18 protein-coding genes and 1 pseudogene are annotated in these 20,118 nt (G+C 68.5%); 12 read left to right on the top strand and 7 right to left on the bottom strand.

Annotated features, from left to right (window positions below):
* Both G0D83_RS11895 and G0D83_RS11890 read right to left on the bottom strand, forming a co-directional pair.
* Nucleotides 1–888: pseudogene (locus G0D83_RS11895) on the bottom strand (heparinase); the annotation flags it as partial.
* A 177-nt stretch (nucleotides 889–1,065) separates the two neighbouring features.
* A complete protein-coding gene (locus tag G0D83_RS11890; protein WP_164193894.1) occupies nucleotides 1,066–2,355 on the bottom strand; it encodes an RsmB/NOP family class I SAM-dependent RNA methyltransferase in 1,290 nt (429 codons plus the stop codon).
* A 100-nt stretch (nucleotides 2,356–2,455) separates the two neighbouring features.
* Here G0D83_RS11890 and G0D83_RS11885 point away from each other — a divergent pair, with 100 nt between their 5' ends.
* Nucleotides 2,456–2,680, top strand: a complete 225-nt coding sequence (locus G0D83_RS11885; RefSeq protein ID WP_164193891.1) for a DUF1674 domain-containing protein — start codon at nucleotides 2,456–2,458, stop codon at nucleotides 2,678–2,680.
* Nucleotides 2,681–2,797: 117 nt separating this feature from the next.
* On the opposite strand, the gene dapB is transcribed toward G0D83_RS11885, so the two are convergent.
* Nucleotides 2,798–3,613, bottom strand: a complete 816-nt coding sequence (gene dapB / locus G0D83_RS11880; protein ID WP_164193887.1) for a 4-hydroxy-tetrahydrodipicolinate reductase — start codon at nucleotides 3,611–3,613, stop codon at nucleotides 2,798–2,800.
* A gap of 147 nt (nucleotides 3,614–3,760) precedes the next feature.
* Between dapB and rbfA the strand changes: the two genes are divergently transcribed.
* From rbfA to lpxK, 7 genes are all read left to right on the top strand, one after another.
* Nucleotides 3,761–4,183, top strand: coding sequence for a 30S ribosome-binding factor RbfA (gene rbfA, locus G0D83_RS11875; RefSeq protein ID WP_108968139.1), 423 nt, complete (start codon nucleotides 3,761–3,763; stop codon nucleotides 4,181–4,183).
* Nucleotides 4,180–4,941 (top strand): phosphodiester glycosidase family protein, encoded by a 762-nt coding sequence (locus G0D83_RS11870; protein ID WP_370457231.1) that lies wholly within the window; start codon nucleotides 4,180–4,182, stop codon nucleotides 4,939–4,941. Before rbfA ends, G0D83_RS11870 begins: the two co-directional genes overlap by 4 nt.
* Before the next feature lie 59 nt (nucleotides 4,942–5,000).
* Entirely contained in the window at nucleotides 5,001–6,374 is a 1,374-nt protein-coding gene (locus tag G0D83_RS11865; protein WP_164193884.1) for a TldD/PmbA family protein, read from the top strand.
* A complete protein-coding gene (locus G0D83_RS11860) occupies nucleotides 6,361–7,167 on the top strand; it encodes a 3'(2'),5'-bisphosphate nucleotidase CysQ (RefSeq protein WP_164193881.1) in 807 nt (268 codons plus the stop codon). Before G0D83_RS11865 ends, G0D83_RS11860 begins: the two co-directional genes overlap by 14 nt.
* A gap of 118 nt (nucleotides 7,168–7,285) precedes the next feature.
* The gene (locus tag G0D83_RS11855) at nucleotides 7,286–7,528 is read left to right on the top strand and encodes a DUF4170 domain-containing protein (protein WP_108968144.1); all 243 of its coding nucleotides are present in this window, start codon (nucleotides 7,286–7,288) and stop codon (nucleotides 7,526–7,528) included.
* A 5-nt stretch (nucleotides 7,529–7,533) separates the two neighbouring features.
* Nucleotides 7,534–8,742 carry a 3-deoxy-D-manno-octulosonic acid transferase gene (locus tag G0D83_RS11850; RefSeq protein WP_164193878.1) on the top strand — a complete coding sequence of 403 codons (1,209 nt, stop codon included), beginning with the start codon at nucleotides 7,534–7,536 and terminating at the stop codon, nucleotides 8,740–8,742.
* Nucleotides 8,742–9,728 (top strand): tetraacyldisaccharide 4'-kinase, encoded by a 987-nt coding sequence (gene lpxK / locus G0D83_RS11845; protein WP_164193874.1) that lies wholly within the window; start codon nucleotides 8,742–8,744, stop codon nucleotides 9,726–9,728. Before G0D83_RS11850 ends, lpxK begins: the two co-directional genes overlap by 1 nt.
* Nucleotides 9,729–9,838: 110 nt before the next feature.
* On the opposite strand, the gene G0D83_RS11840 is transcribed toward lpxK, so the two are convergent.
* Nucleotides 9,839–11,278, bottom strand: coding sequence for an aldehyde dehydrogenase family protein (locus tag G0D83_RS11840; RefSeq protein WP_164193870.1), 1,440 nt, complete (start codon nucleotides 11,276–11,278; stop codon nucleotides 9,839–9,841).
* A 169-nt stretch (nucleotides 11,279–11,447) separates the two neighbouring features.
* Here G0D83_RS11840 and G0D83_RS11835 point away from each other — a divergent pair, with 169 nt between their 5' ends.
* Both G0D83_RS11835 and G0D83_RS11830 read left to right on the top strand, forming a co-directional pair.
* On the top strand, nucleotides 11,448–12,101 hold the full coding sequence (locus G0D83_RS11835) for a peroxiredoxin (protein WP_108968151.1): 654 nt from the start codon (nucleotides 11,448–11,450) through the stop codon (nucleotides 12,099–12,101).
* Nucleotides 12,102–12,335: 234 nt separating this feature from the next.
* Nucleotides 12,336–13,946: a mechanosensitive ion channel family protein gene (locus tag G0D83_RS11830; protein ID WP_235939642.1), complete on the top strand. Its 1,611-nt coding sequence runs from the start codon at nucleotides 12,336–12,338 to the stop codon at nucleotides 13,944–13,946.
* A gap of 4 nt (nucleotides 13,947–13,950) precedes the next feature.
* Here the strand turns inward: G0D83_RS11830 and G0D83_RS11825 are convergent, their stop codons facing one another.
* Entirely contained in the window at nucleotides 13,951–15,573 is a 1,623-nt protein-coding gene (locus G0D83_RS11825) for an MFS transporter (protein WP_164193867.1), read from the bottom strand.
* 220 nt (nucleotides 15,574–15,793) lie between these two features.
* Nucleotides 15,794–17,089 (bottom strand): serine hydroxymethyltransferase, encoded by a 1,296-nt coding sequence (glyA, locus tag G0D83_RS11820; RefSeq protein WP_164193864.1) that lies wholly within the window; start codon nucleotides 17,087–17,089, stop codon nucleotides 15,794–15,796.
* Between the two features lie 184 nt (nucleotides 17,090–17,273).
* Between glyA and G0D83_RS11815 the strand changes: the two genes are divergently transcribed.
* Entirely contained in the window at nucleotides 17,274–18,035 is a 762-nt protein-coding gene (locus G0D83_RS11815; protein WP_164193861.1) for an NAD kinase, read from the top strand.
* Nucleotides 18,036–18,361: 326 nt separating this feature from the next.
* Complete coding sequence (locus tag G0D83_RS11810) at nucleotides 18,362–18,745, top strand: VOC family protein (protein ID WP_164193859.1); 384 nt, start codon at nucleotides 18,362–18,364, stop codon at nucleotides 18,743–18,745.
* Nucleotides 18,746–18,883: 138 nt separating this feature from the next.
* Here G0D83_RS11810 and nqrF read toward each other — a convergent pair whose 3' ends face one another.
* Nucleotides 18,884–20,107: an NADH:ubiquinone reductase (Na(+)-transporting) subunit F gene (gene nqrF / locus G0D83_RS11805; RefSeq protein WP_164193856.1), complete on the bottom strand. Its 1,224-nt coding sequence runs from the start codon at nucleotides 20,105–20,107 to the stop codon at nucleotides 18,884–18,886.
* Nucleotides 20,108–20,118 lie beyond the last annotated feature (11 nt).

Genomic DNA, 20,118 nt, shown 5'->3' with positions numbered 1-20,118 from the left:
CCCCGAGGCCGCCAGCGCCTGGTCGAGCCGCCCCTCGGCCCCGCGCCCGCCGCCGTGAAAGCGCGCCAGCCCGCCGTCGGCATGGCGCAGCGCGCGCAGCGTCGGCGCGATGCGGGTGATGGCGTTGAGATGCGCGCCGCCGGGTTCGAGGTCGGCCTCCTCCAGCGCCGCCCGCGCCCAGGTGAGCAGGGTGAAGACCTCCAGCAATTCCTCGGGGTTGCGTGTCGGCAGGCCGCCCGCCACGTCGATCTGCCGGCTGCATTCCGAATCCAGCGCCTGCCGCGCCGGATCGAGATAGGCCCGCATCCCCTCGAGCGAGAGCGCGGCGTAGATCAGCCCGGTGAGCGCCTCGAAGCGCGGCAGCCCCGGCAGGGCCGCGCCGCGCCGCTTGGCAAGAAAGCGCGTTTGCGCCGCCAGTGCCCGGTAAAAGGCCGCCGAGTCCTCGGCGCTCATGCCGCGCAGCAGGAAAAGCGCATGGTGGATCCAGCGGATCAGCCGCCGCCCGGCAAGCTCGGGCACCCAGCCCGGACCGCTGCCGCGCCCGTAGCGCGCGATCCAGCCCATCAGCCAGTCCTGCGCCAGCTTGCGCGCCTCCGCATCACCCAGTGCGGCGAGATCGTCCAGCCAACGGAAGGCATGGATCTCTTCTTGCCAGGCGCGGTCCTCGAGCTCGATGTCCCAGATCATCGCGCCCTTGCCCTCGGCAAGGTAGCCGGCGAACATCAGGTTGCCGGCGCAAAGCTGGCGGCCCCGGGCGAGTTGCCCGGTGGTGCGCGGCTCGGGCTGCGAGACAAAGGCAGTGGCGCTGCCCGCGCGCGCGGCGAGCCGCGAATGCACGCGGTTGAGAAACTGCGTGGCGGTGACCGACCAGCTCGCCATATCTACCATGCCCTGCCCTTCCGCCCGCCTCGGGGCTTTTGCGGCAAGGGTAGACCTCGCGGCGGCGCAAGTCACCGGGCAAGCGCCCGGAATCGCGCAAACGCGATCCCGTCGCGCCGGGTTTGCGGCCTGCGCGCAACGGCTGGCGCGGCCCGCGGCCCGAAGCCAACGGGCCGCAGCGCGGCGTCAGCCCGCGGGCGCCTGCAGCACGGCGACGTAGAAGCCGTCCATGCCGCCACGCTCGGGCCAGTAGTCGGGGCGCAGCCGCAGCCCGCCCTCTTCGGAACGCCACGCCGGCTCGATCCACTCGGCCTCGAGCGGTGCCACGGTCAGCCCGTCATGGCGCGACAGCGCCTCTTCGACCTGGCATTCGCCCTCGTCCGGCAGCAGCGAGCAGGTGCAGAAGACCAGCCGGCCGCCCGGCTTCAGCAGCCGCAGCGCGTGGTCGATCATCGCCGCCTGCAAGCCGATGAGCTCGGAGATGCCCTCGCCCTGCTTGGCATGCGGCAGGTCGGGGTGGCGGCGTATGGTGCCGGTGGCCGAACAGGGCGCGTCGAGCAGGATTGCGTCGAAGCTGCCCTCCGCCTTCAGCGCGTCGCCGACAACCGTCGCGGCCTTTAGCCCGGTGCGCAGCAGGTTCTCCGTGATCCGCGCCATGCGGCTCTCCGACAGATCGAGCGCGGTGACCTCGGCCCCTGCAGCCGCCAGCTGCAGGGTCTTGCCACCCGGCGCCGCGCACATGTCGAGCACCGCCAGCCCCGCCACGTCGCCAAGCAGCTTGGCGGGCATCGCCGCGGCAGCGTCTTGCACCCACCAGGCGCCTTCGTCGAAACCCGGAAGCGCCGAAACCTGACCCGGCTCGGCCAGCCGCAACGAGCCGGTGGGCAAGAGCTCGGCGCCCAGCTTCGCGGCCCAGCCTTCGGCATCCGACGTCACGGTGATGTCAAGCGGCGCGCCAGCGGCGTGGGCGCGTTCCATGGCCGATACCGCCTTGCCGCCCCAGGCCGCGGCCAGCGGCTCGCGCAGCCAGCGCGGCAGCCGCGGCGCGCGCAGCTTCGCCCATTGCTCCGGTCCCTCTTCCGACAGGCGGCGCAGGATGGCGTTGACCAACCCCGACATGGTCTTGGTCTTGCGGTCCGCCGAAATCAGGCTGACACAATCGTTCACCACGCCATGCGCCGCGCCACCGGTGCAGAGCTCATAGGTGCCGAGCCGCAGCACGTTGCGCACGAAGAGCGGCGGCGCTTTGCGCAGGCGCGACTTCAGCATCTGGTCGCAGCGCGCCAGGTTGCGCAGCACGCCGGTGGCCAGCCGTTGCGCCGCCGCGCGCTCCGAAGCCTCGAGCTTGACGAAGGGCCCGCCCTGCATTGCCTCGCTGAGCAGCCGCCCCTGCCCCAGCACCTGCCCGAGCAGCGCCACCGCCGCCGCCCGTGCCGGGCTCGCTGCTTCCGTTTTTTCCGCGCCGTTGGCTGCCATGGGACCACTCCGCAAACCTGCGGGTCTTGCCCGCGCATGATCCACGGGCCTATATCAAGCCGACCCACGCAAGGAAAGCACGCCCGAGGAGGGCATGGCCATGAGCGACGACACCAGCCCCGATCACACCGAGAACCCCGCCGAGCTTCCCACGGAGCTTCCCGCTGCCGCGCAGCGGGCGCTGGCCGAGGCCGCCGAGCGCCGCAAGGCCGCCGAGGAGGCGCTGGCCAAGGATCCCCGCGCCAAGGAGTATGGCGGCCGCGACGGACTCGACCCGGCGCGCTACGGCGATTGGGAGAAAAAGGGCATCGCGATCGATTTCTGATCGCCGGTCAGCTCGAGAACACACTGACGCGCGTTGGGGGGGGCAACGGCCCCCCTTTCTTCTCTTTATTGCATACGTCCGCCGGAGGCGCTCCCGCGCTCTCGGCCGGGTGCGGCGTCAGTCGCCGAGGCCGAGCACGTCGAGCATGTCATATTCGCCCGGCGCCTTGTCCTGCCCCCAGAGGGCCGCCTTCAGCGCGCCGCGGGCAAAGAGCGCGCGGTCCGATGCGATGTGCTTGAGGGTGATGCGCTCGCCGGCGGCAGCGAAAATCACCTCGTGCTCGCCAACCACGTCGCCGCCGCGCAGCGCAGCAAAGCCGATTGCGCCGCGCTCGCGCGCCCCGGTGATGCCGTCACGACCGCGGTCCGAAGCCTCGGCGAGACTCACGCCCCGGCCCTCGGCCGCCGCCTCGCCAAGCATCAGCGCAGTGCCCGACGGGGCATCGACCTTGCGGTTATGGTGCATCTCGACGATCTCGATGTCCCAATCCGCGTCGAGCGCCGCCGCGACCTGCTTGGTCAGCTTGGTCAGCAGATTGACGCCGAGGCTCATGTTGCCGGCGCGCACGATCACTGCATGGCGGGCCGCAGCGCGGATTTTCTCGAGATGGCTCTCTTCGAGGCCGGTGGTGCCGATCACGTGCACGGCACGGGCCTGCGCCGCCAGCTCGGCGAACTGCACGGTGGCCGCGGGAGCGGTGAAGTCGAGCACCGCCTGCGCCTTGGCGAAGGTCTCGAGCGGATCGTCGCTGACAGAAAGCCCAAGCTCGGTGCCGCCCATGCAGGTGCCGAGGTCGCGGCCCACCCAGTCGTTGCCGCTCCGCTCGACGGCGCCGACGAGTTTCAGCTTGTCGCTGGCCAGCACCTCGCGCACCAGCATCTGGCCCATCCGTCCCGACACGCCCGTGACGACAACCCCCGGCAGTTCCGACATCTTGCTCTCCGATCCTGAGTTTCCCGCAGGGCATACTCTGCTGCGCTGCCGATGGCAAAGGCGATGTCGGCGCGCCGCCTCCCTGCGCCGGCACCGCTATGCGTTCGCGTTCTTGGCAAATCCGCGCAAGGCGCCTATGTCTGCGCCATGGCAAAGAACAGATTCCACGAGGGCTCCGGCCCCAGCCAGAGACAGCTTCGTGTCGGCGAACTCATTCGCCGCACCTTGGCGGACGTGCTCAACCGCGGCGAGGTGCACGACCCCGAGCTGAACCGGCTTTCGATCACCGTCGGCGAGGTTCGGGTCTCTACCGATCTCAAGGTTGCAACCGCCTATGTCGTGCCGCTCGGCGGCAAGCAGGAAGGCAATATGTTCGAGCTGCTCGAGCGCAACAAATCCGAGTTGCGCCGCCTCGTCTCGAAGGAGCTGACGCTGAAATACGCGCCGGAGCTGCGCTTCCGCCACGATGAGACCTTCGACCGGCTCGACGAGACCCGCCGCCTGTTCTCGCAGGAGGCCGTGCGCCGCGACGTCGAGGGACAGGACGCGGACGGGGACGACGACGCGTGAGGCTTCGCGCGGGCTTCACTGCGCTGGCGCTTGCGGCTGCGGCGCTGCTCCCCTCGCTGCTGCCGTCGCAAGCGGGGGCCGTCAGCTGCGAGGGTGCCAGCCACGAGGGCAAGCGCTACACGCTCTGCACCGTGGGCGCCGACGAGGACCTGCGCACCTTCCTGCGCGCGCCCGACGGCACGGTCTGGGGACATTTTTCGACCCTCGACGCCGCGCTGCGCCAAAAGGGCGAGAGGCTGGCCTTTGCGATGAACGCCGGCATGTACCACGAGGACCGCGCGCCGGTCGGCCATTACGTCGAGAACGGCCAGGAGGAGATGCGCGTCATCTCCAGCCCCGGGCCCGGCAATTTCGGCATGCTGCCGAACGGCGTGCTCTGCATCGGCGCGGGCGAGGCACAGGTGTATGAGACCCGCGATTTTCTCACCCGCAAGCCCGACTGCCGCTATGCCACGCAGTCGGGGCCGATGCTGGTGATCGACGGCGAGCTGCACCCGCGCTTCCTGCCCGACAGCAACTCGCGCTACATCCGCAACGGGGTCGGCACCACGGCCGACGGCAAGACGCTGGTCTTTGCCATTTCCGAGGAGCCGGTGAGCTTCTACGAGTTCGGCACGCTGTTCCGGGACGGGCTGAAGATGCCCAACGCGCTGTTCTTCGATGGCAACGTCTCGCGGCTCTTCGCGCCGGAGGCCGGCAGGACAGACATTGGCCGGACGCTTGGGCCGCTCATCGGCGTGGTGGTTCCGGCCGAGTAAGGCGGTTGGAGCAAGCTCCGCGGCCTACCAAATCAACTTGACGACATACCGGAGGCGACATGGACGGCACAGAGCGCAACCACCCGGCGGCCCGGGACCTGCAGGGTCTGACCGCGCAGCTGCTCGAGGCCGCGCGCAAGGCCGGCGCAGACTCGGCGGACGCCATTGCCATCGACGGCACCTCGCTCAGCATCGACGTGCGCGCCGGCGCTCTGGAGCACGCCGAGCGCTCCGAGGGCGTCGACGTCGGCCTGCGCGTGCTGCTTGGCCAGCGCAGCGCGGTGGTCTCGACTTCGGATGTGAAGCCCGCGACGCTGGCGGCCCTGGCCGAACGCGCCGTGGCGATGGCGCGCGAGGCGCCCGAGGATCCCTTCGCCGGGCTTGCCGATCCATCGCAGCTGGCGACCGGCTGGGATCTGGATGCACTCGAGCTGGCGGATCCGTCCGCCGACCCCGCGCCCGATGCGCTGCAGCGCGATGCCCTCGAAGCCGAGGCGGCGGCGCTGGCGGTCGAGGGCGTGAGCCAGGTGCAGTCGGCCTCGGCCTCCTACGACGCGCAGCGGGTGTTCCTCGCGGCCAGCAACGGCTTTGCCGGAGGCTATGCGCGCACCGCCCGCTCGACCTCCTGCGTTGCCATCGCCGGGAGCGGGCTGGGAATGGAGCGCGACTACGACGGCGACAGCCGCACGTTCCAGTCCGACCTGCGCAGCCCCGCCGAAATCGGTCACCGCGCCGCGACCCGGGCGCTCGACCGGCTGAACCCGCGCAAGCCGAAGACCGGGGCCTACCCGGTGCTCTTTGACGAGCGCATTGCGTCTTCGCTGATCGGTCACCTGGTGGCCGCCGCCAACGGCGCTTCGGTGGCGCGGGGCGGGTCCTGGCTGCGCGACGCGCTCGGCGAGGCGGTGCTGCCGGACGGCATCTCGCTGATCGAGGACCCGCACCGCCCGCGCATCTCGGGCTCGCGCCCCTTCGATGCCGAGGGGCTGCCGACGCAGCGCCGCGCGCTGGTCAAGGATGGCGTGCTTACGGGATGGTCGCTCGATCTCGCCACCGCCCGCAAGCTGGGCATGGCACCCACCGGCAACGCCGCGCGCGGCACCTCGTCGGGGCCCTCGCCGACCGCCTGGAACCTCGAGCTGACGCAGGGCGACAAATCGCCCGAGCAGCTCATCGCCGAGATGGGCCGCGGCTTGGTGGTGACGTCGATGATCGGCGCGACGATCAACCCCAACACCGGCGACTACTCGCGCGGCGCCGCGGGCTGGTGGGTGGAAAACGGCGAGATCGCCTATCCCGTCTCGGGGGTCACCATCGCTGGCAACCTGCGGCAGATGCTGCGCGCGCTGGTGCCGTCGAACGACGCCCGGCCCTGGCTGTCGCGGGTCGTGCCCTCGCTGCTGGTCGAGGGGCTGACGCTTGCCGGCGAGTGATCCCGCTCCGGGTCACGCCGCCGATCGCGCGCTGCTCGAGCGCGCGGCCCGCGCGGCGGGCGAGATTGCGCTCTCCTTCACCGGGGACGCGCTTGATGTCCGGTACAAGGCCGCCGACGGCAGCCCCGTGACCGCCGCCGATCTCGCGGTCAACGCCCGGCTCGAAGAGCTGCTGCGCAGCGCCCAGCCGGATTACGGCTGGCTGTCGGAGGAAAGCGTCGACAATGCCGCGCGCCGCGCCGCCGAGCGGGTGTTCATCGTCGATCCCATTGACGGCACCCGCTCGTTCATCGCCGGAGAGGACACCTGGGCGCATTCGCTGGCGGTGGCCGAAAACGGCGTGATCACCGCAGCCGCCATCTATCTTCCGAAGCGGGACCTGCTCTATAGCGCCGCGCTCGGACAGGGCGCGGTGCTGAATGGCGTACCGCTGCGCACCACCCTGACCGGCACGCTGGACGACGCCGAAGTCCTGGCCCCGCGACCGGTGATGGACAGCCCCTACTGGCGCGTTCCGCTGCCGCCGATCCGCCGCGCGCATCGTCCCTCGCTCGCCTATCGGCTGGGGCTGGTGGCCGAGGGGCGCTTTGATGCCATGCTGACCTTTCGCCCGACTTGGGAGTGGGACATCGCTGCCGGAACGCTGCTGCTGCAGGAAGCCGGGGCCAGGGTCACGGACCGGCTCGGGCGCCCGCTAAGGTTCAACGCCCGCCATCCGCAGCATCCCGGAGTGGTCGCCGCCAACCCGGCGCTGCACGCCGACATCATGGGGCGGCTGACGCTGGCGCTTTGATCGTTCCGAGCCTTCCATAGACATGTGAACCAGCGGCGTAACGCTGACCTGCGGTAGAATCTTGACGCTGCGGGTGCAGAAAGTAGGTTGCGCGCGTCTGTACGGGAAAGGACCCCCCATGCCCCAACGTCTCCACCTCGTCTTCGGCGGCGAGCTCGTCACCCCCGAGAAGTCCGTCTTCAAGGACGTGAACGACATCCACATCGTCGGCATGTTCCCCGATTACGCCTCTGCCTACGACGCTTGGAAGGCCGAGGCGCAGCGCACCGTGGACAACGCCCACATGCGCTACTTCATCGCCCACATCCACCGCCTGCGGGACGAGGAAACCGAGGTCTCCGCGACCGAAGAACTCGGCTGACACCCATGGCGCGCAGGCCGTTCTCCCTGTCGGCCTACATGGCCTATGCGCGTGGCCGCGGGGCGACGCCGGGCTCGGCGCCCCGCGCCCGGCCCGACGGGACGCTGCTCTGGTTGCACGCCGGAGGCCCGGGCTCGGCCCGGGCCCTCTCGGCGCTGGCAACCCGGATGAAAATCCAGCGTCCCGAGTTGGGGCTGCTGATCACCGGCGAGCCCGACCACGCGCCCGAGGGCGCTTTGCATGCCGATCTGCCCGGCGAGAGTCCGTCCGAGATCGCCGCCTTCGTCGCGCATTGGCGCCCGCAGCTCGGCTTCTGGACCGGGCAGGAGTTGCGCCCGGCGCTGCTGCAGAGGCTGCAACAGATCGGCACTCGGCTGGTGCTGCTCGACGCGCGCGACGCGCCTTGGACCAGCCCCGCGCCCAGCTGGGTGCCCGATCCCACCGCCGCGACGCTGCATTTTTTTGATCGCATCTGCCCGGTGGACGAGCCGGCCCGTCGCCGCCTCCGCCGCGCTGGGGTCGAGGAGAGCGTCATGCCGACGCTCGGTCCGCTCACCGACAGCGCCCCGCCGCTCGACTGCAACGAGAAGCTCTACGAGGAAATGGCCGGGGTGCTCACCGGCCGGCCAATCTGGCTCGCGGCGAAGCTGCGCAGCGCCCAGGAGGCCGAGGAGGTGCTCCACGCCCACAAGCGCGCCGTGCGCCTCGCGCACCGGCTGATGCTGGTTCTCGTGCCCGCCACCCACGACCTGGCGCCCGCAGTGGCCGAGGTTGCCCGGGAGTCGGGCCTGCGCCTCTGCGCCTGGGAGGCGGGGGAGATGCCCGATGAGAACACCCAGGTGCTGGTCACCGAGGACGCCTCTGAGCTCGGACTCTGGTACCGGCTTGCGCCGGTGGCCTTCCTTGGCGGTTCGCTGGTCAACGGCCACGGCGGCGAGGACCCTATGGAAGCCGCCGCCCATGGCATCGCGCTGCTCTACGGGCCCAACGTTGGGCGCCACCTGCCCGCCTATTCACTGCTGGCCGAGGCCGGTGCGGCGCGGATCGTACGCGATTTCGACTCGCTCGCCGGGGCGCTCAGCCAGCTTGTGGCCCCCGACCGCGCCGCCGCCATGGCGCATGCGGGCTGGGACGTGATCACCCAGGGCGCAGAGCTGACCGACGAGATGATCGCTCTGGCCTGCGGCTGGCTCGACGAAGACGAGGTCGCCTGATGCGCGCTCCTAGCTTCTGGCAGACGCCCCCGGGCGCCCCCGCCTGGCAGGCCCGCCTGCTCGCCCCGCTCGGTGCGCTCACCGCCCGCGCCACGGCGCGGCGCGTCGCCTCGGGACCGGGCGAGAGGGTTCCCGTGCCGGTGATCTGCGTCGGCAATATCAACGCCGGGGGCACCGGCAAGACCCCCACGGTGATCGCACTGCTGGAGAGGCTGCGCGAGGTCGGGGCACATGTGGTCTCGCGCGGGCATGGCGGCAGCCTGACCGGCCCGGTGCAGGTGGACCCGCGCCGGCACAGCGCGGCAGAGGTCGGCGACGAACCGTTGCTGCTTGCCGCCTTCGGCCCGGTCTGGGTGGCGCGCGACCGCGCCGCCGGGGCGCGCGCCGCCGTTGCCGCGGGGGCCAAGGTCATCATCCTCGACGACGGGCTGCAGAACCCGGCACTGGCCAAGGATCTCTCTATCGTCGTGGTGGATGCCCGATACGGCTTCGGCAACGGCCGCTGCCTGCCCGCCGGGCCGCTGCGCGAGCCGGTGAGCGCGGGGCTGAAGCGCGCCGACCTTCTGCTGTCGATCGGCGGGGAAGAGGCACAGCGCGGCTTCGACGCCCAATGGGGCAGCGCGATCTCCCTGCCTCGCCTGCGCGGCGCGCTGGAGCCGCTGCAGACCGGCATGGACTGGCAGGATCTTCCGGCGCTGGCATTTGCCGGGATCGGTCATCCCGAGAAGTTCTTTGCCACGCTGAGGGGCCTTGGCGCGAATATCGTCCGGGCCGAGGCGCTGGACGATCACCAGCCCTTCACCACCGCGCTGCTGACCCGGCTGGAGCGCGAGGCGCAGATGCTGGGCGCGCAGCTCGTCACCACCGAGAAGGACGCCGCGCGCCTGCCCGAGTCCTTCCGCCCCAAGGTGCTGAGCCTGCCGGTACGCCTGCGGTTCAGGGAACCCGCGCCGCTGGACACCGCGCTGGCAACCCTCGGGCTATGAGGCCGTTCATCGTTCTGCAGTTACTCCCGCCCGTGGCGTCCGGCGGCAAACACGAACGCGGCGCCCGTGAAGAGCGCCGCGTCATCCGTGTCTGCGAGTAGAGAAGCGGCTTACTCGGCGGCCCAGCCGCTGACCGACTTCACCTCGAGGAAGTCGAGGATGCCGAAGGATCCGCCCTCGCGGCCATTGCCCGACTGCTTCATGCCGCCGAAGGGCGCGCCCGCAGCGCGGCCGGTGCCGTTGTTTTGCACCATGCCCGAGCGCAGCAGACGGCTCAAACGGTTGACCCGCGCCGCATCGGAGCTCTGGACGTAGTTGGTCAGCCCGTAAGGCGTGTCATTGGCGACGCGCACCGCTTCTTCCTCGGTCTCGAACTTCATCACCGAAAGCACCGGGCCGAAAATCTCCTCGCGGGCGATGGTCATCTCCGGGGTCACGTCGGCAAAAACCGTCGGGCGCACGTAAAACCCCTTGTTGAGCCCTTCAGGACGGCCAAGTCCTCCGGCCACCAGCCGCGCACCCTCGTCGATGCCCTTCTGGATGAGGTCCTGGATCTTGCTCCACTGGGTCTGGTTGACCACCGGGCCGATATGATCGCCCTCCTGCTGCGGATCGGCAACCTTCACCGCCTCTGCGGCCTGCGCCGCCTGCTCGACCGCCGTGTCATAGAAGGGCGCCTCGACGATCATCCGCGACGGCGCGTTGCAGCTCTGGCCGGAGTTTTCCATCATGTGCAGAACGCCGCGCTTCACCGCCTCGGGGTCGGCGTCCGCGAAGACGAGGTTCGCGCCCTTGCCACCGAGCTCGAGGTGCACGCGCTTCAGCGTGTCGGCGGCGGCCTTCGAGATTGCCCGGCCGGCGCGGGTCGAGCCGGTGAAGCTGACCATGTCCACGTCCACATGCGACGACAGCTGCGAGCCGACACCGGTCCCGTCGCCGTTGACGAGATTGAAGACGCCCTTGGGGAAGCCGGCTTCATGCATCATCTCGGCAAAGAGGATGGCGTCGAGCGGGCTTTCCTCGGAGGGTTTCAGCACCATGGTGCAGCCGGCCACTGCAGCGGCGCCGACCTTCAGCGTGACCTGGTTCATCGGCCAGTTCCACGGGGTGATCAGCGCCGCAACGCCGACTGCCTCGTGGATGATCCGGTGCTCGGGAAGGTCTTCGCGCAGGGAATGCTCAAAGGGGAATTCCTTGGCGGCGCGGATGAAGTTGGTGAGGTGGAAGGTGCCGGCCCCGACCTGGTCCGCGCGCGAAAGCGAGATCGGCGCGCCCATCTCGAGCGTCATCGCCTGCGCCATTTCCTCGGCGCGCGCATTGTAGACCTCGAGCAGCTTCTCGACGTAGCCGATGCGCTCGGCGACCGGGGTCGCCATCCAGCCCGGCAGCGCCGCCTTGGCGGCGGCGACGGCGGCGTCCGTGTCGGCCTGATCTCCCAGCGAGATGATCGCGCAGGGCTCTTCGGTGGCAGGGTTGATCACCGCGTGATCGCGCGGCTTGGCCGGGTCCACCCATTGGCCGTCGATGTAGAACTGGCGCTTCTCGATCATATTGGTCTCCGTTGGTCTGTCTTTGAGTCGGAATTTGATCAAATTATTTCTGGCGGCAGAGTGTCACCGCGCCGCGACCTCCGCAAGCGGGCTCTTTACATCGTGGGTCCGGCCCGTATCTATTTCGCGAGACCCCAAGCCGATCAGTCGGACAGGAAAGGATATTCCCATGGCTCTGCGCATCAACGACACCATTCCGAACCTTCACGTGACCACCGATCAGGGCGAATATGACCTGCACGACTGGATCGGCGACAGCTGGGCGATCCTCTTCTCGCACCCCAAGGACTTCACCCCGGTCTGCACCACCGAGTTCGGCGCCGTGGCGCAGCTCTCGGACGAATGGGCCAAGCGTGGCACAAAGGTGATGGGCATCTCGGTTGACGGCGTTGCCGAGCACAAGAAGTGGAAGGGCGACATCGAGGCAGTTGCCGGGGCCGAGGCCGGGTTCCCGATCATCGCCGACGATGGGCTCGAGGTCGCCAAGGCGCTCGACATGCTGCCCGCCGACGCCTACCTGCCCGACGGCCGCACCCCGGCCGACAGCGCCACTGTGCGCTCGGTCTTCATCATCGCGCCGAACAAGAAGGTGCAGTTGATGATGACCTACCCGATGTCGGTGGGCCGCAACTTCGCCGAGGTGCTGCGCGCACTCGATGGCCTGCAGCGCACCTACGAGCAGCCGCTCGCCACCCCCGCCAACTGGGAGGTCGGCCAGGACGTGATCGTCGCCCTGTCGCTGAACGACGAGCAGGCCTCCGAGAAATACGGCGCGCTCGACATCAAGCTGCCCTACCTGCGCTTCGCCAAAAACCCGGAGTGATCCGGCGCGCGGCCCGACGCGGCCGCCGTTGCAAATGACCGACACCCGCCGGACCTCCGGCGGGTGTCTTCGTTTCGGGAGCCCTGCGGCCCGCGGGCAACCAACGCCGAACGCATATCCGGTGACCGAGGCTTGCCGCCGGGAGTGCCTTTCGCGGGGGCAACCTGCTAAACTCGCGGCATAGCGATCCGAAGACTTTTAGCCCTTTGAAAAACATATTATTACGAGGTCCGCATGCCGCGCGCGATCCTGCCGTTTCTCCGTATTCTCCTTGTCTTGCTGATGGGTCACGCCGCCACAGCCCTGGCCGCGCAAGAAACCGCCGATGCTCCGGCGCCCGCCGAGAGCAGCCAGGCCGAGAGCCCACCCTCCCCCGCCGAAGAGGCCATCGACAGCGCCGAGGAACGCGCCCGACAGGCGATCACGTCGAGCCAGCAGGTGATCGGCGCGAAGGGTGCGGCAGACGCTCCGCTGGCAGCCCAAAGCGATGCGGAGCTGATCTCCGCGCTGACCGACCCTTCCATCCCTTCGGAAGAGCTTGCCATCCGCGCGTTGCCCCTGACCGCCGAGGAGATGGGACAGCTTGCGCTGGCGTGGCAGAACATGGCCAAGGGCATGACCAAGGCGGTGGTCGAAGAGCAGCTCGCCGTGGTCGCCAAGGAAAGCGCGGGCGAGACGGAGGTGCCGCGCGAGCGGCTGACGCAGTTGGTGGAGCTGCGCAACAACGCCTTCGAAAACCTCTCGACCGTGGTCGACGGTTTCGAAGCCAAGGGTGGCGACGCCGCCGAGGTCGCGAAGTTCCGCGCCTACCGCGCTGCGATCCACGTCGACGAAACACAGCGCGCCGATTGGCGCACCCTGTTGGCACAGGCGGTGAACTGGGCGACGGACGAGGATGGCGGCATCAAGCTGGCGCTACGCGCCGCGGTGATCATCGGCGCGCTGCTGGCTTTGATGATCATCGCCCGAACGGTTCGCGGCGTGGCGCGGCGCGGACTGTCACGGGTGCCGGACCTGTCGAAGCTGCTGCAGGCTTTCATCGTCATGGGGATCTATTGGCTGACCATCGCCTTCGGGCTGATGATCGTGCTCAGCGCCCTTGGAATCGACGTGACGCCGCTCTTCGCGTTGGTCGGCGGTGCCTCCTTCATCATCGCCTTTGCCATGCAGGACACGCTGGGCAACCTCGCCGCGGGGCTGATGATCATGATCAACCGCCCCTTCGACGAGGGCGACTACGTCACCGTCGCCGGCACCGGCGGCACGGTGAAATCCGTTTCGATCGTCTCGACCACCGTGGTCACCCCCGACAATCAGGTCATCGTCATCCCGAACTCGAAGGTCTGGGGCGATGTCATCACCAACACAACCGCCAGTGACACCCGCCGCGTCGATCTGACCTTCGGCATCGGCTATGGCGACTCGATCGAAAAGGCCCAGGAGGTGCTCGAGCAGGTGGTCGCCGAGCACCCGCTGATCCTCGACGATCCGGCGCCGGTGATCCGGGTCAACGCGCTGGGGGCAAGCTCGGTGGATTTCGTCTGCCGTCCCTGGACCAAGGTCGACGACTACTGGACGGTCTACTGGGATCTCACAAGGCAGGTGAAAGAGGCCTTCGACCGCGAGGGGATCTCGATCCCCTTCCCGCAGGCCGACATGCACGTCCATATGGCCGCGCCCGCCGCCCTGCCCTTCGGCGACGCGGGCAAGGCGACAGCGGGCAAGCCCGCCGACAAGGCCCCCGACAAAGCCCCAGACGAAGGCGAGCCCTATTACGCCCGCGAGGACCGGGTGACCTCGTTCCGTGCCGGCGACGAGGGGCACGACGAAGAGACCGACACTTGAGCGATCAGAGGTTGAAGTCGTAGACCCCGCCCCGGCGGCGCGGGATCGACTGGCGCTCTATCATCCGACGGGTGTGCGGGCGCTCGGCCCCCCGGTGCAGCGCCATCAGCCGTTCGAAAGTGCCGCCGTCAGCCTTGGTGCGGCGAGTGTTGTGGCGGATGTATTCGACCCAGGTCGGCACGTGATAGGTCTCTTCCCAGATCCGCGGGTCCTCGAGGTCGCGCATCAGAACCCAGTTCTGCGCGCCGTCGCGGATCCGCACCCGCCGCCGCTCGGCCATGATGGCGAGGAACTGCGGCACGTCGTCCGGGTCGATCTCGAACTGCGTCACGGCGACGATGGGACCGCTGCGCAGCTTCAGGTCGAGCTGCAGCGCGGGCTCCTTGAACAGGTCGAGCGGCGAGAGGTCGAGGTCGCTGTACTCGGGCAGCGGCATCTTGAGCCCGACCAGCGCCGCCACCGCCAGCAGGCAGGCCGCGCCCCCGAGCGCCACGCCGAGGCCCCAGCCATCGGAGACCGAGCCCCAGACCCAGCTGCCCGCCGCCATGCCGCCGAAGCTGGCCGACTGGTAGAGCGCGATGGCCCGGCCCACCACCCAGCGCGGGGTCGAGAGCTGCACCGTCACGTTGAGCAGCGAGAGCGCCACCGTCCAGGCCATGCCGTTGAGCAGCAGCGCCGGAAGGCAGGCCCAGAGCGTCGGCGCCACCGCCAGGATCGCCGTGCCGACCATCGCGGCGACGGCGGCGAAGCGCACCAGGTGCTCGTTGTCGAAATGGTCCCGCAGCCGGGCATTGTTGAGCGCCCCGATCACCGCGCCGACGCCGAAGCAGCCCAGCATGATGCCGAAGGTCGAGGCGTCTCCGCCCAGCCTTTCGTGCGCCACCAGTGGCAGCAGCGAGAGCACCGCCACCGAGCCGAAGCCGAAGCCGAAGGCGCGGCCCATGACGTTCATCAGGTTTGGCGACATGGCAACATAGCGCAGCCCCGAGCCAACCGCGAAGCGCATGGGTTCGGGTGGCAGCTTGCTGTCGGGCGGTGGCGACTTCCACCGCCAGAGCACGGCGATCATCGGCAGGTAGCTGACGGCGTTGAGCGCGAAGGCCGCGGCGGCCCCTGCGGCCGCGACGATGATGCCGCCGATCGCCGGGCCGATCGAGCGCATGGCGTTGAACGCCATCGAATTGAGCGTCACCGCAGAGGGCAGGTCATTGCGCGGCACGATATCCCCAAGCGAGGCCTGCCACGACGGGTTGAAGAAGGTCGATCCGGTGCCGATCAGGAAGGTCAGCACCAGCAGCAACCAGGGCGTCAGCATATCGAGCCAGGCCAGCGCGCAGAGCAGCGAGGCCGAGGCCATCATGAAGAGCTGCGCCCCGATCATCACCCGGCGGCGGTCGAAATTGTCCGCGAGCGTCCCGGCAAAGACGGCAAAGAGCATGGTCGGCACCGTCACCCCCGCCTGCACCAGCGCGACCATGGCATCGCTGTCCGAGATCTGCGTCATCATCCAGCCTGCGCCGACCGACTGCACCAGCGTGCCAAGGTTCGAGGCCATGGAGGCGGTCCAGCGTGCCCGGAAGGCGGGGATGCGCAGGACGGTGAGGGGCGACGCGGATTTGGTGGGCATTTGGCTCGGGGGCTGGTCGCCGGCCCGTGGAAGCGACGGAAGCGAAAGGGCCTGCAGCCAAGGTAGAGCCGGTTTTCGCTGCGTCGCCAAGGGGGCGGCGGAAAAATAGATGCCGGGCGCATGTATTTGCCGAAGGGACCCGCCGGACGGTCCCGGGGAGTCGAACAAAAGAAAAGGGCGGGCCTTTGGCCCGCCCCTCGGTCTTTCGCCGAACCGAAGCTCAGAGCGTCGGGTAGATGGGGAAGTCCTTGAGGAACGCCTCGACCTCGGCCTTCACCTTGGCCTCGACCTCGGCATTGCCGTCCTCACCGTTGGCCGCCAGCCCGTCGACGACCTCGATGATCCAGTCGGCGATCTTGCGGAACTCGGCTTCCTTGAAGCCGCGCGTGGTGCCGGCGGGCGAGCCGAGGCGGATGCCCGAGGTCACGGTCGGCTTTTCCGGGTCGAACGGCACGCCGTTCTTGTTGCAGGTGATATGCGCGCGGCCGAGGGCTTTCTCGGTGGCGTTGCCCTTCACACCCTTGGGGCGTAGGTCGACCAGCACCACGTGGGTGTCGGTGCCATGGGTCACGGTGTCGAGCCCGCCCTTGATCAGCTGGTCCGACAGCGCCTGAGCGTTGGCGATGACCTGCTTGGCGTAATCCTTGAACTCGGGGCGCAGCGCCTCGCCGAAGGCCACGGCTTTGCCGGCGATGACATGCATCAGCGGGCCGCCCTGGATGCCGGGGAAGATCGCCGAGTTGACCTTCTTGGCGATGGTCTCGTCATTGGTCAGGATCATGCCGCCGCGCGGGCCGCGCAGGGTCTTGTGGGTGGTGGTGGTGGCCACATGCGCGTGCGGGAAGGGCGAGGGGTGCTCACCGCCGGCCACAAGGCCCGCGAAATGCGCCATGTCGACCATCAGGTAGGCGCCGACGCTGTCGGCGATCTCGCGCATCTTGGCGAAATCGATCTGGCGCGGAATGGCCGAGCCGCCAGCGACGATCAGCTTGGGCTTGTGCTCGTTGGCCAGCTCCTGAACCTGGTCGTAGTCCAGCAGGTTGTCCTGCTTGCGCACGCCGTATTGCACGGCGTTGAACCATTTGCCCGACTGGTTGGGCTTGGCGCCATGGGTCAGGTGACCACCCGCGTCGAGGCTCATGCCGAGGATCGTGTCACCGGGCTGGATCAGCGCCTGATAGACACCCTGGTTGGCCTGGGAGCCGGAGTTCGGCTGCACGTTGGCAAACTCGCAGCCGAAGAGCTGCTTGGCGCGGTCGATGGCGAGGTTCTCGGCCACGTCGACCCAGTCACAGCCGCCGTAGTAGCGCTTGCCCGGGTAGCCTTCGGCATATTTGTTGGTCATCACCGAGCCCTGCGCCTGCATGACGGCGCGCGAGACGATGTTCTCGGAGGCGATCAGCTCGATCTCGTCGCGCTGGCGGCCAAGCTCGCCGGTGATGGACGCGAAGAGTTCGGGATCGCGGGAGGAAAGCTCTTCGGTGAAAAAGCCGGTGTCGCTGGGCGCGGCGGTCATGGGCAGTCTCCGGGGGTCAAGGATTCGAGTTCCGGCGCCTGAGTACTTGAAAGCGCGCGTAACGCAAAGATGTCAAAGCGACAGCTTGCGTTTCTCCACCGGCGTCTCTGGCGGCGGAGGAAAACTTGTGGTTGTTTCGGAACATCCCGGACGGGACAGGAAACCGCAGGACCACCACGACCGCATGTCACTGAGAATTGCCTTTTGCGCCTCGCGCGCGCCGATCGCCCAGGCGGCCCATGCCGCGCTGTCGCGCCGCTACGGCGACCATGCCGAGCGCGGCGCCGACGTGATCGTGGCGCTCGGGGGGGACGGCTTCATGCTGCAGACCCTGCACCGCACGCAGGAGCTGAACGTGCCTGTCTACGGCATGAACCGGGGCACCGTCGGCTTCCTGATGAACGCCTATTCCGAGCACCGGCTCGAGGAACGGCTGGAAGAGGCCGAGGAGGCCGTGATCACGCCGCTGGCGATGTCGGCCACAACCGTGGACGGCGCGGTCCATGAGGCACTGGCAATCAACGAGGTCTCGCTGCTCCGCACCGGACCGCAGGCGGCCCGGCTGGCGATCCACGTGGACGGAAAGCTGCGCCTCCCCGAGCTGGTCTGCGACGGCGCGCTGCTGGCCACCCCCGCCGGTTCGACCGCCTACAACTACTCGGCGCACGGGCCGATCCTGCCCATCGGCTCCGAGGTGCTTGCGCTGACCGCCGTGGCCGCCTTCCGCCCGCGGCGCTGGCGCGGGGCGCTGCTGCCCAAGGCGGCAGAAGTCAGCTTCGAAGTGCTCGAACACGAGAAGCGCCCGGTGATGGCAGAGGCGGACAGCGAGTCGGTGCGCGATGTGGTGCGTGTCGACATCCGCTCGGCCCCCGATGTGGCCCACCGGGTGATGTTCGACCCCGGCCACGGGCTGGAAGAACGGCTGATCCGCGAGCAGTTCGTCTAGGAGGGCGAGCCGCTCAGGCCAGGCCGTCCAGTGGCACCTGCGCGTGCAGCTGTTCGACCCCCGGCCAACCGCTGGGCGTCATCCCCCGTGCCGGTGGCGACATTGCTCAGGCTACGCGCAAGGCCGACAGCGTGAGATTGCCGAACGGCGCCGGCAGGCTCTGTGGCGGGCGGGATGGGCTCGACACGGTCATGGCGGACCTCCTTTGCGCAAGAGGCTGCGCCGCGAAACTGAACGGAAGGTAAACCTCTCTCACCGGGATGTTTCGCATTGGACCAACCTGCCCGCCGCGGCATAAGAAAAGCTGGATCATCAGGAGACCGCCCATGCTGCAAGGCTTGCACCACGTGGCGCTGATCTGCGGCGACTATGCCCGCAGCCGCGCTTTCTACGTCGATCTTCTGGGACTCACCGTGATCGCCGAGACCCACCGCGCCGAGCGCGGCAGTTGGAAGCTCGACCTTGCCGTGCCGGGCGGCGGTCAGCTGGAACTGTTCAGCTTCCCCGAGCCGCCCGACCGCCCCTCGCGGCCCGAGGCCAAGGGGCTCCGCCATCTGGCGTTTCGCGTCGCGGACATGGACGAGGCCGTGCGCTGGCTGGAGGACGAGGGCATCGCGGTCGAGCCGGTGCGGGTCGACACGCTGACCGGCAAGCGCTTCACCTTCTTCGCTGATCCCGACGGGTTGCCGCTGGAGCTCTACGAGAGCTGAGAGCGCCGGAGGAGCGCAGCCCGCAAGCTGCGCACCGCGAAACCCACCGCGACACCCAAGGGGCGCTGCGGCGGTCATCCCCCCGAAACGCAAAAAAAGGGGGGCCGAAGCCCCCCTTTTCCAATCCTGCCGTCCGGCTCAACCGCCGAAGTCGTCGAGCATGATGTCCTCGCGGTCGACGCCCAGATCCAGCAGCATGTTGATCACCGACTGGTTCATGATGGGCGGGCCGCACATGTAGAACTCGCAGTCCTCGGGGTTCGGGTGGTTCTTCAGATACTCTTCGTAGAGCACGTTGTGGATGAAGCCGGTGTAGCCCTTCCACTCGTCCTCGGGCAGCGCGTCCGACAGGGCGACGTGCCATTCGAAGTTGTCGAACTCCTTGGCCAGCTCGTCGAAGTCCTCGACGAAGAACATCTCGCGCTTGGAGCGCGCGCCGTACCAGAAGGTGATCTTCCGGTCGCGGTTCTCGAGCCGCTTGAGCTGGTCGAAGATGTGCGAGCGCATCGGGGCCATGCCCGCGCCGCCGCCGATGAAGACCATTTCCTTCTTGGTGTCGCGGGCGAAGAACTCGCCGAACGGACCGGAAATGGTGACCTTGTCGCCGGGTTTGAGGTTGAAGATGTAGGAAGACATCTTCCCGGCCGGAATGCCGGTGGAGCCCGGCGGCGGCGAGGCGACGCGGACGTTGAGCATGATCACCCCTTTTTCATCGGGGTAGTTGGCCATCGAATAGGCCCGCTCGATCGGCTCGTCGACGGTGGACTCGTACTGCCAGAGGTTAAACTTGTCCCAATCCGGGCGATACTCCTCGGCGATGTCGAAGTCCTTGTAGGACAGCTTGTGCGCCGGCGCCTCGATCTGGATGTAGCCACCAGCGCGGAAGTTGACGTCCTCGCCTTCGGGCAGTTCCAGCACGAGGTTCTTGATGAAGGTCGCGACGTTCTCGTTGGAACGCACGGTGCATTCCCACTTCTTGACGCCGAAGACCTCTTCGGGGACCTCGATCTCCATGTCCTGCTTGACCGCGACCTGACAGGACAGGCGGTCGCCGCAGGCGGCTTCGCGCTTGGTGATGTGGCTCTCTTCGGTGGGCAGGATCGACCCACCACCCGAATGCACCCGCACCCGGCACTGCGCGCAGGTACCGCCGCCACCGCAGGCGGAGGGGACGAAGAGCTTCTGGCCGGCGAGGGTCTGCAGCAGCTTGCCGCCCGCAGGGACCGAGATGGTCTTCTCGCCGTTGAGGGTGATGTTGACGTTGCCCGTCGACACCAGCCGCGAGCGCGCGAGCAGGATGACGGTCACCAGCGCGATCACGATCAGGGTGAAGAGGATGACGCCGAGGCTGAAAGTTTCCATGTGTTCCTAGT

It is taken from the genome of Salipiger sp. PrR003 (assembly GCF_010500785.1).
GTDB lineage: Bacteria > Pseudomonadota > Alphaproteobacteria > Rhodobacterales > Rhodobacteraceae > Salipiger > Salipiger pacificus_A.
Note: the sequence above shows the minus strand (reverse complement) of the source record. Positions and strands in the feature narration are given on the sequence as shown.

Coding starts and splice junctions, on each gene's coding strand:
- nqrF (WP_164193856.1), bottom strand. CDS start 20,107: ATGGAAACTTTCAGCCTCGGCGTCATCCTCTTCACCCTGATCGTGATC.
- dapB (WP_164193887.1), bottom strand. CDS start 3,613: ATGTCGGAACTGCCGGGGGTTGTCGTCACGGGCGTGTCGGGACGGATG.
- G0D83_RS11885 (WP_164193891.1), top strand. CDS start 2,456: ATGAGCGACGACACCAGCCCCGATCACACCGAGAACCCCGCCGAGCTT.
- G0D83_RS11825 (WP_164193867.1), bottom strand. CDS start 15,573: ATGCCCACCAAATCCGCGTCGCCCCTCACCGTCCTGCGCATCCCCGCC.
- glyA (WP_164193864.1), bottom strand. CDS start 17,089: ATGACCGCCGCGCCCAGCGACACCGGCTTTTTCACCGAAGAGCTTTCC.
- lpxK (WP_164193874.1), top strand. CDS start 8,742: ATGCGCGCTCCTAGCTTCTGGCAGACGCCCCCGGGCGCCCCCGCCTGG.
- G0D83_RS11830 (WP_235939642.1), top strand. CDS start 12,336: ATGCCGCGCGCGATCCTGCCGTTTCTCCGTATTCTCCTTGTCTTGCTG.
- G0D83_RS11890 (WP_164193894.1), bottom strand. CDS start 2,355: ATGGCAGCCAACGGCGCGGAAAAAACGGAAGCAGCGAGCCCGGCACGG.
- G0D83_RS11865 (WP_164193884.1), top strand. CDS start 5,001: ATGGACGGCACAGAGCGCAACCACCCGGCGGCCCGGGACCTGCAGGGT.
- G0D83_RS11810 (WP_164193859.1), top strand. CDS start 18,362: ATGCTGCAAGGCTTGCACCACGTGGCGCTGATCTGCGGCGACTATGCC.
- G0D83_RS11840 (WP_164193870.1), bottom strand. CDS start 11,278: ATGATCGAGAAGCGCCAGTTCTACATCGACGGCCAATGGGTGGACCCG.
- G0D83_RS11855 (WP_108968144.1), top strand. CDS start 7,286: ATGCCCCAACGTCTCCACCTCGTCTTCGGCGGCGAGCTCGTCACCCCC.
- G0D83_RS11815 (WP_164193861.1), top strand. CDS start 17,274: ATGTCACTGAGAATTGCCTTTTGCGCCTCGCGCGCGCCGATCGCCCAG.
- rbfA (WP_108968139.1), top strand. CDS start 3,761: ATGGCAAAGAACAGATTCCACGAGGGCTCCGGCCCCAGCCAGAGACAG.
- G0D83_RS11850 (WP_164193878.1), top strand. CDS start 7,534: ATGGCGCGCAGGCCGTTCTCCCTGTCGGCCTACATGGCCTATGCGCGT.
- G0D83_RS11835 (WP_108968151.1), top strand. CDS start 11,448: ATGGCTCTGCGCATCAACGACACCATTCCGAACCTTCACGTGACCACC.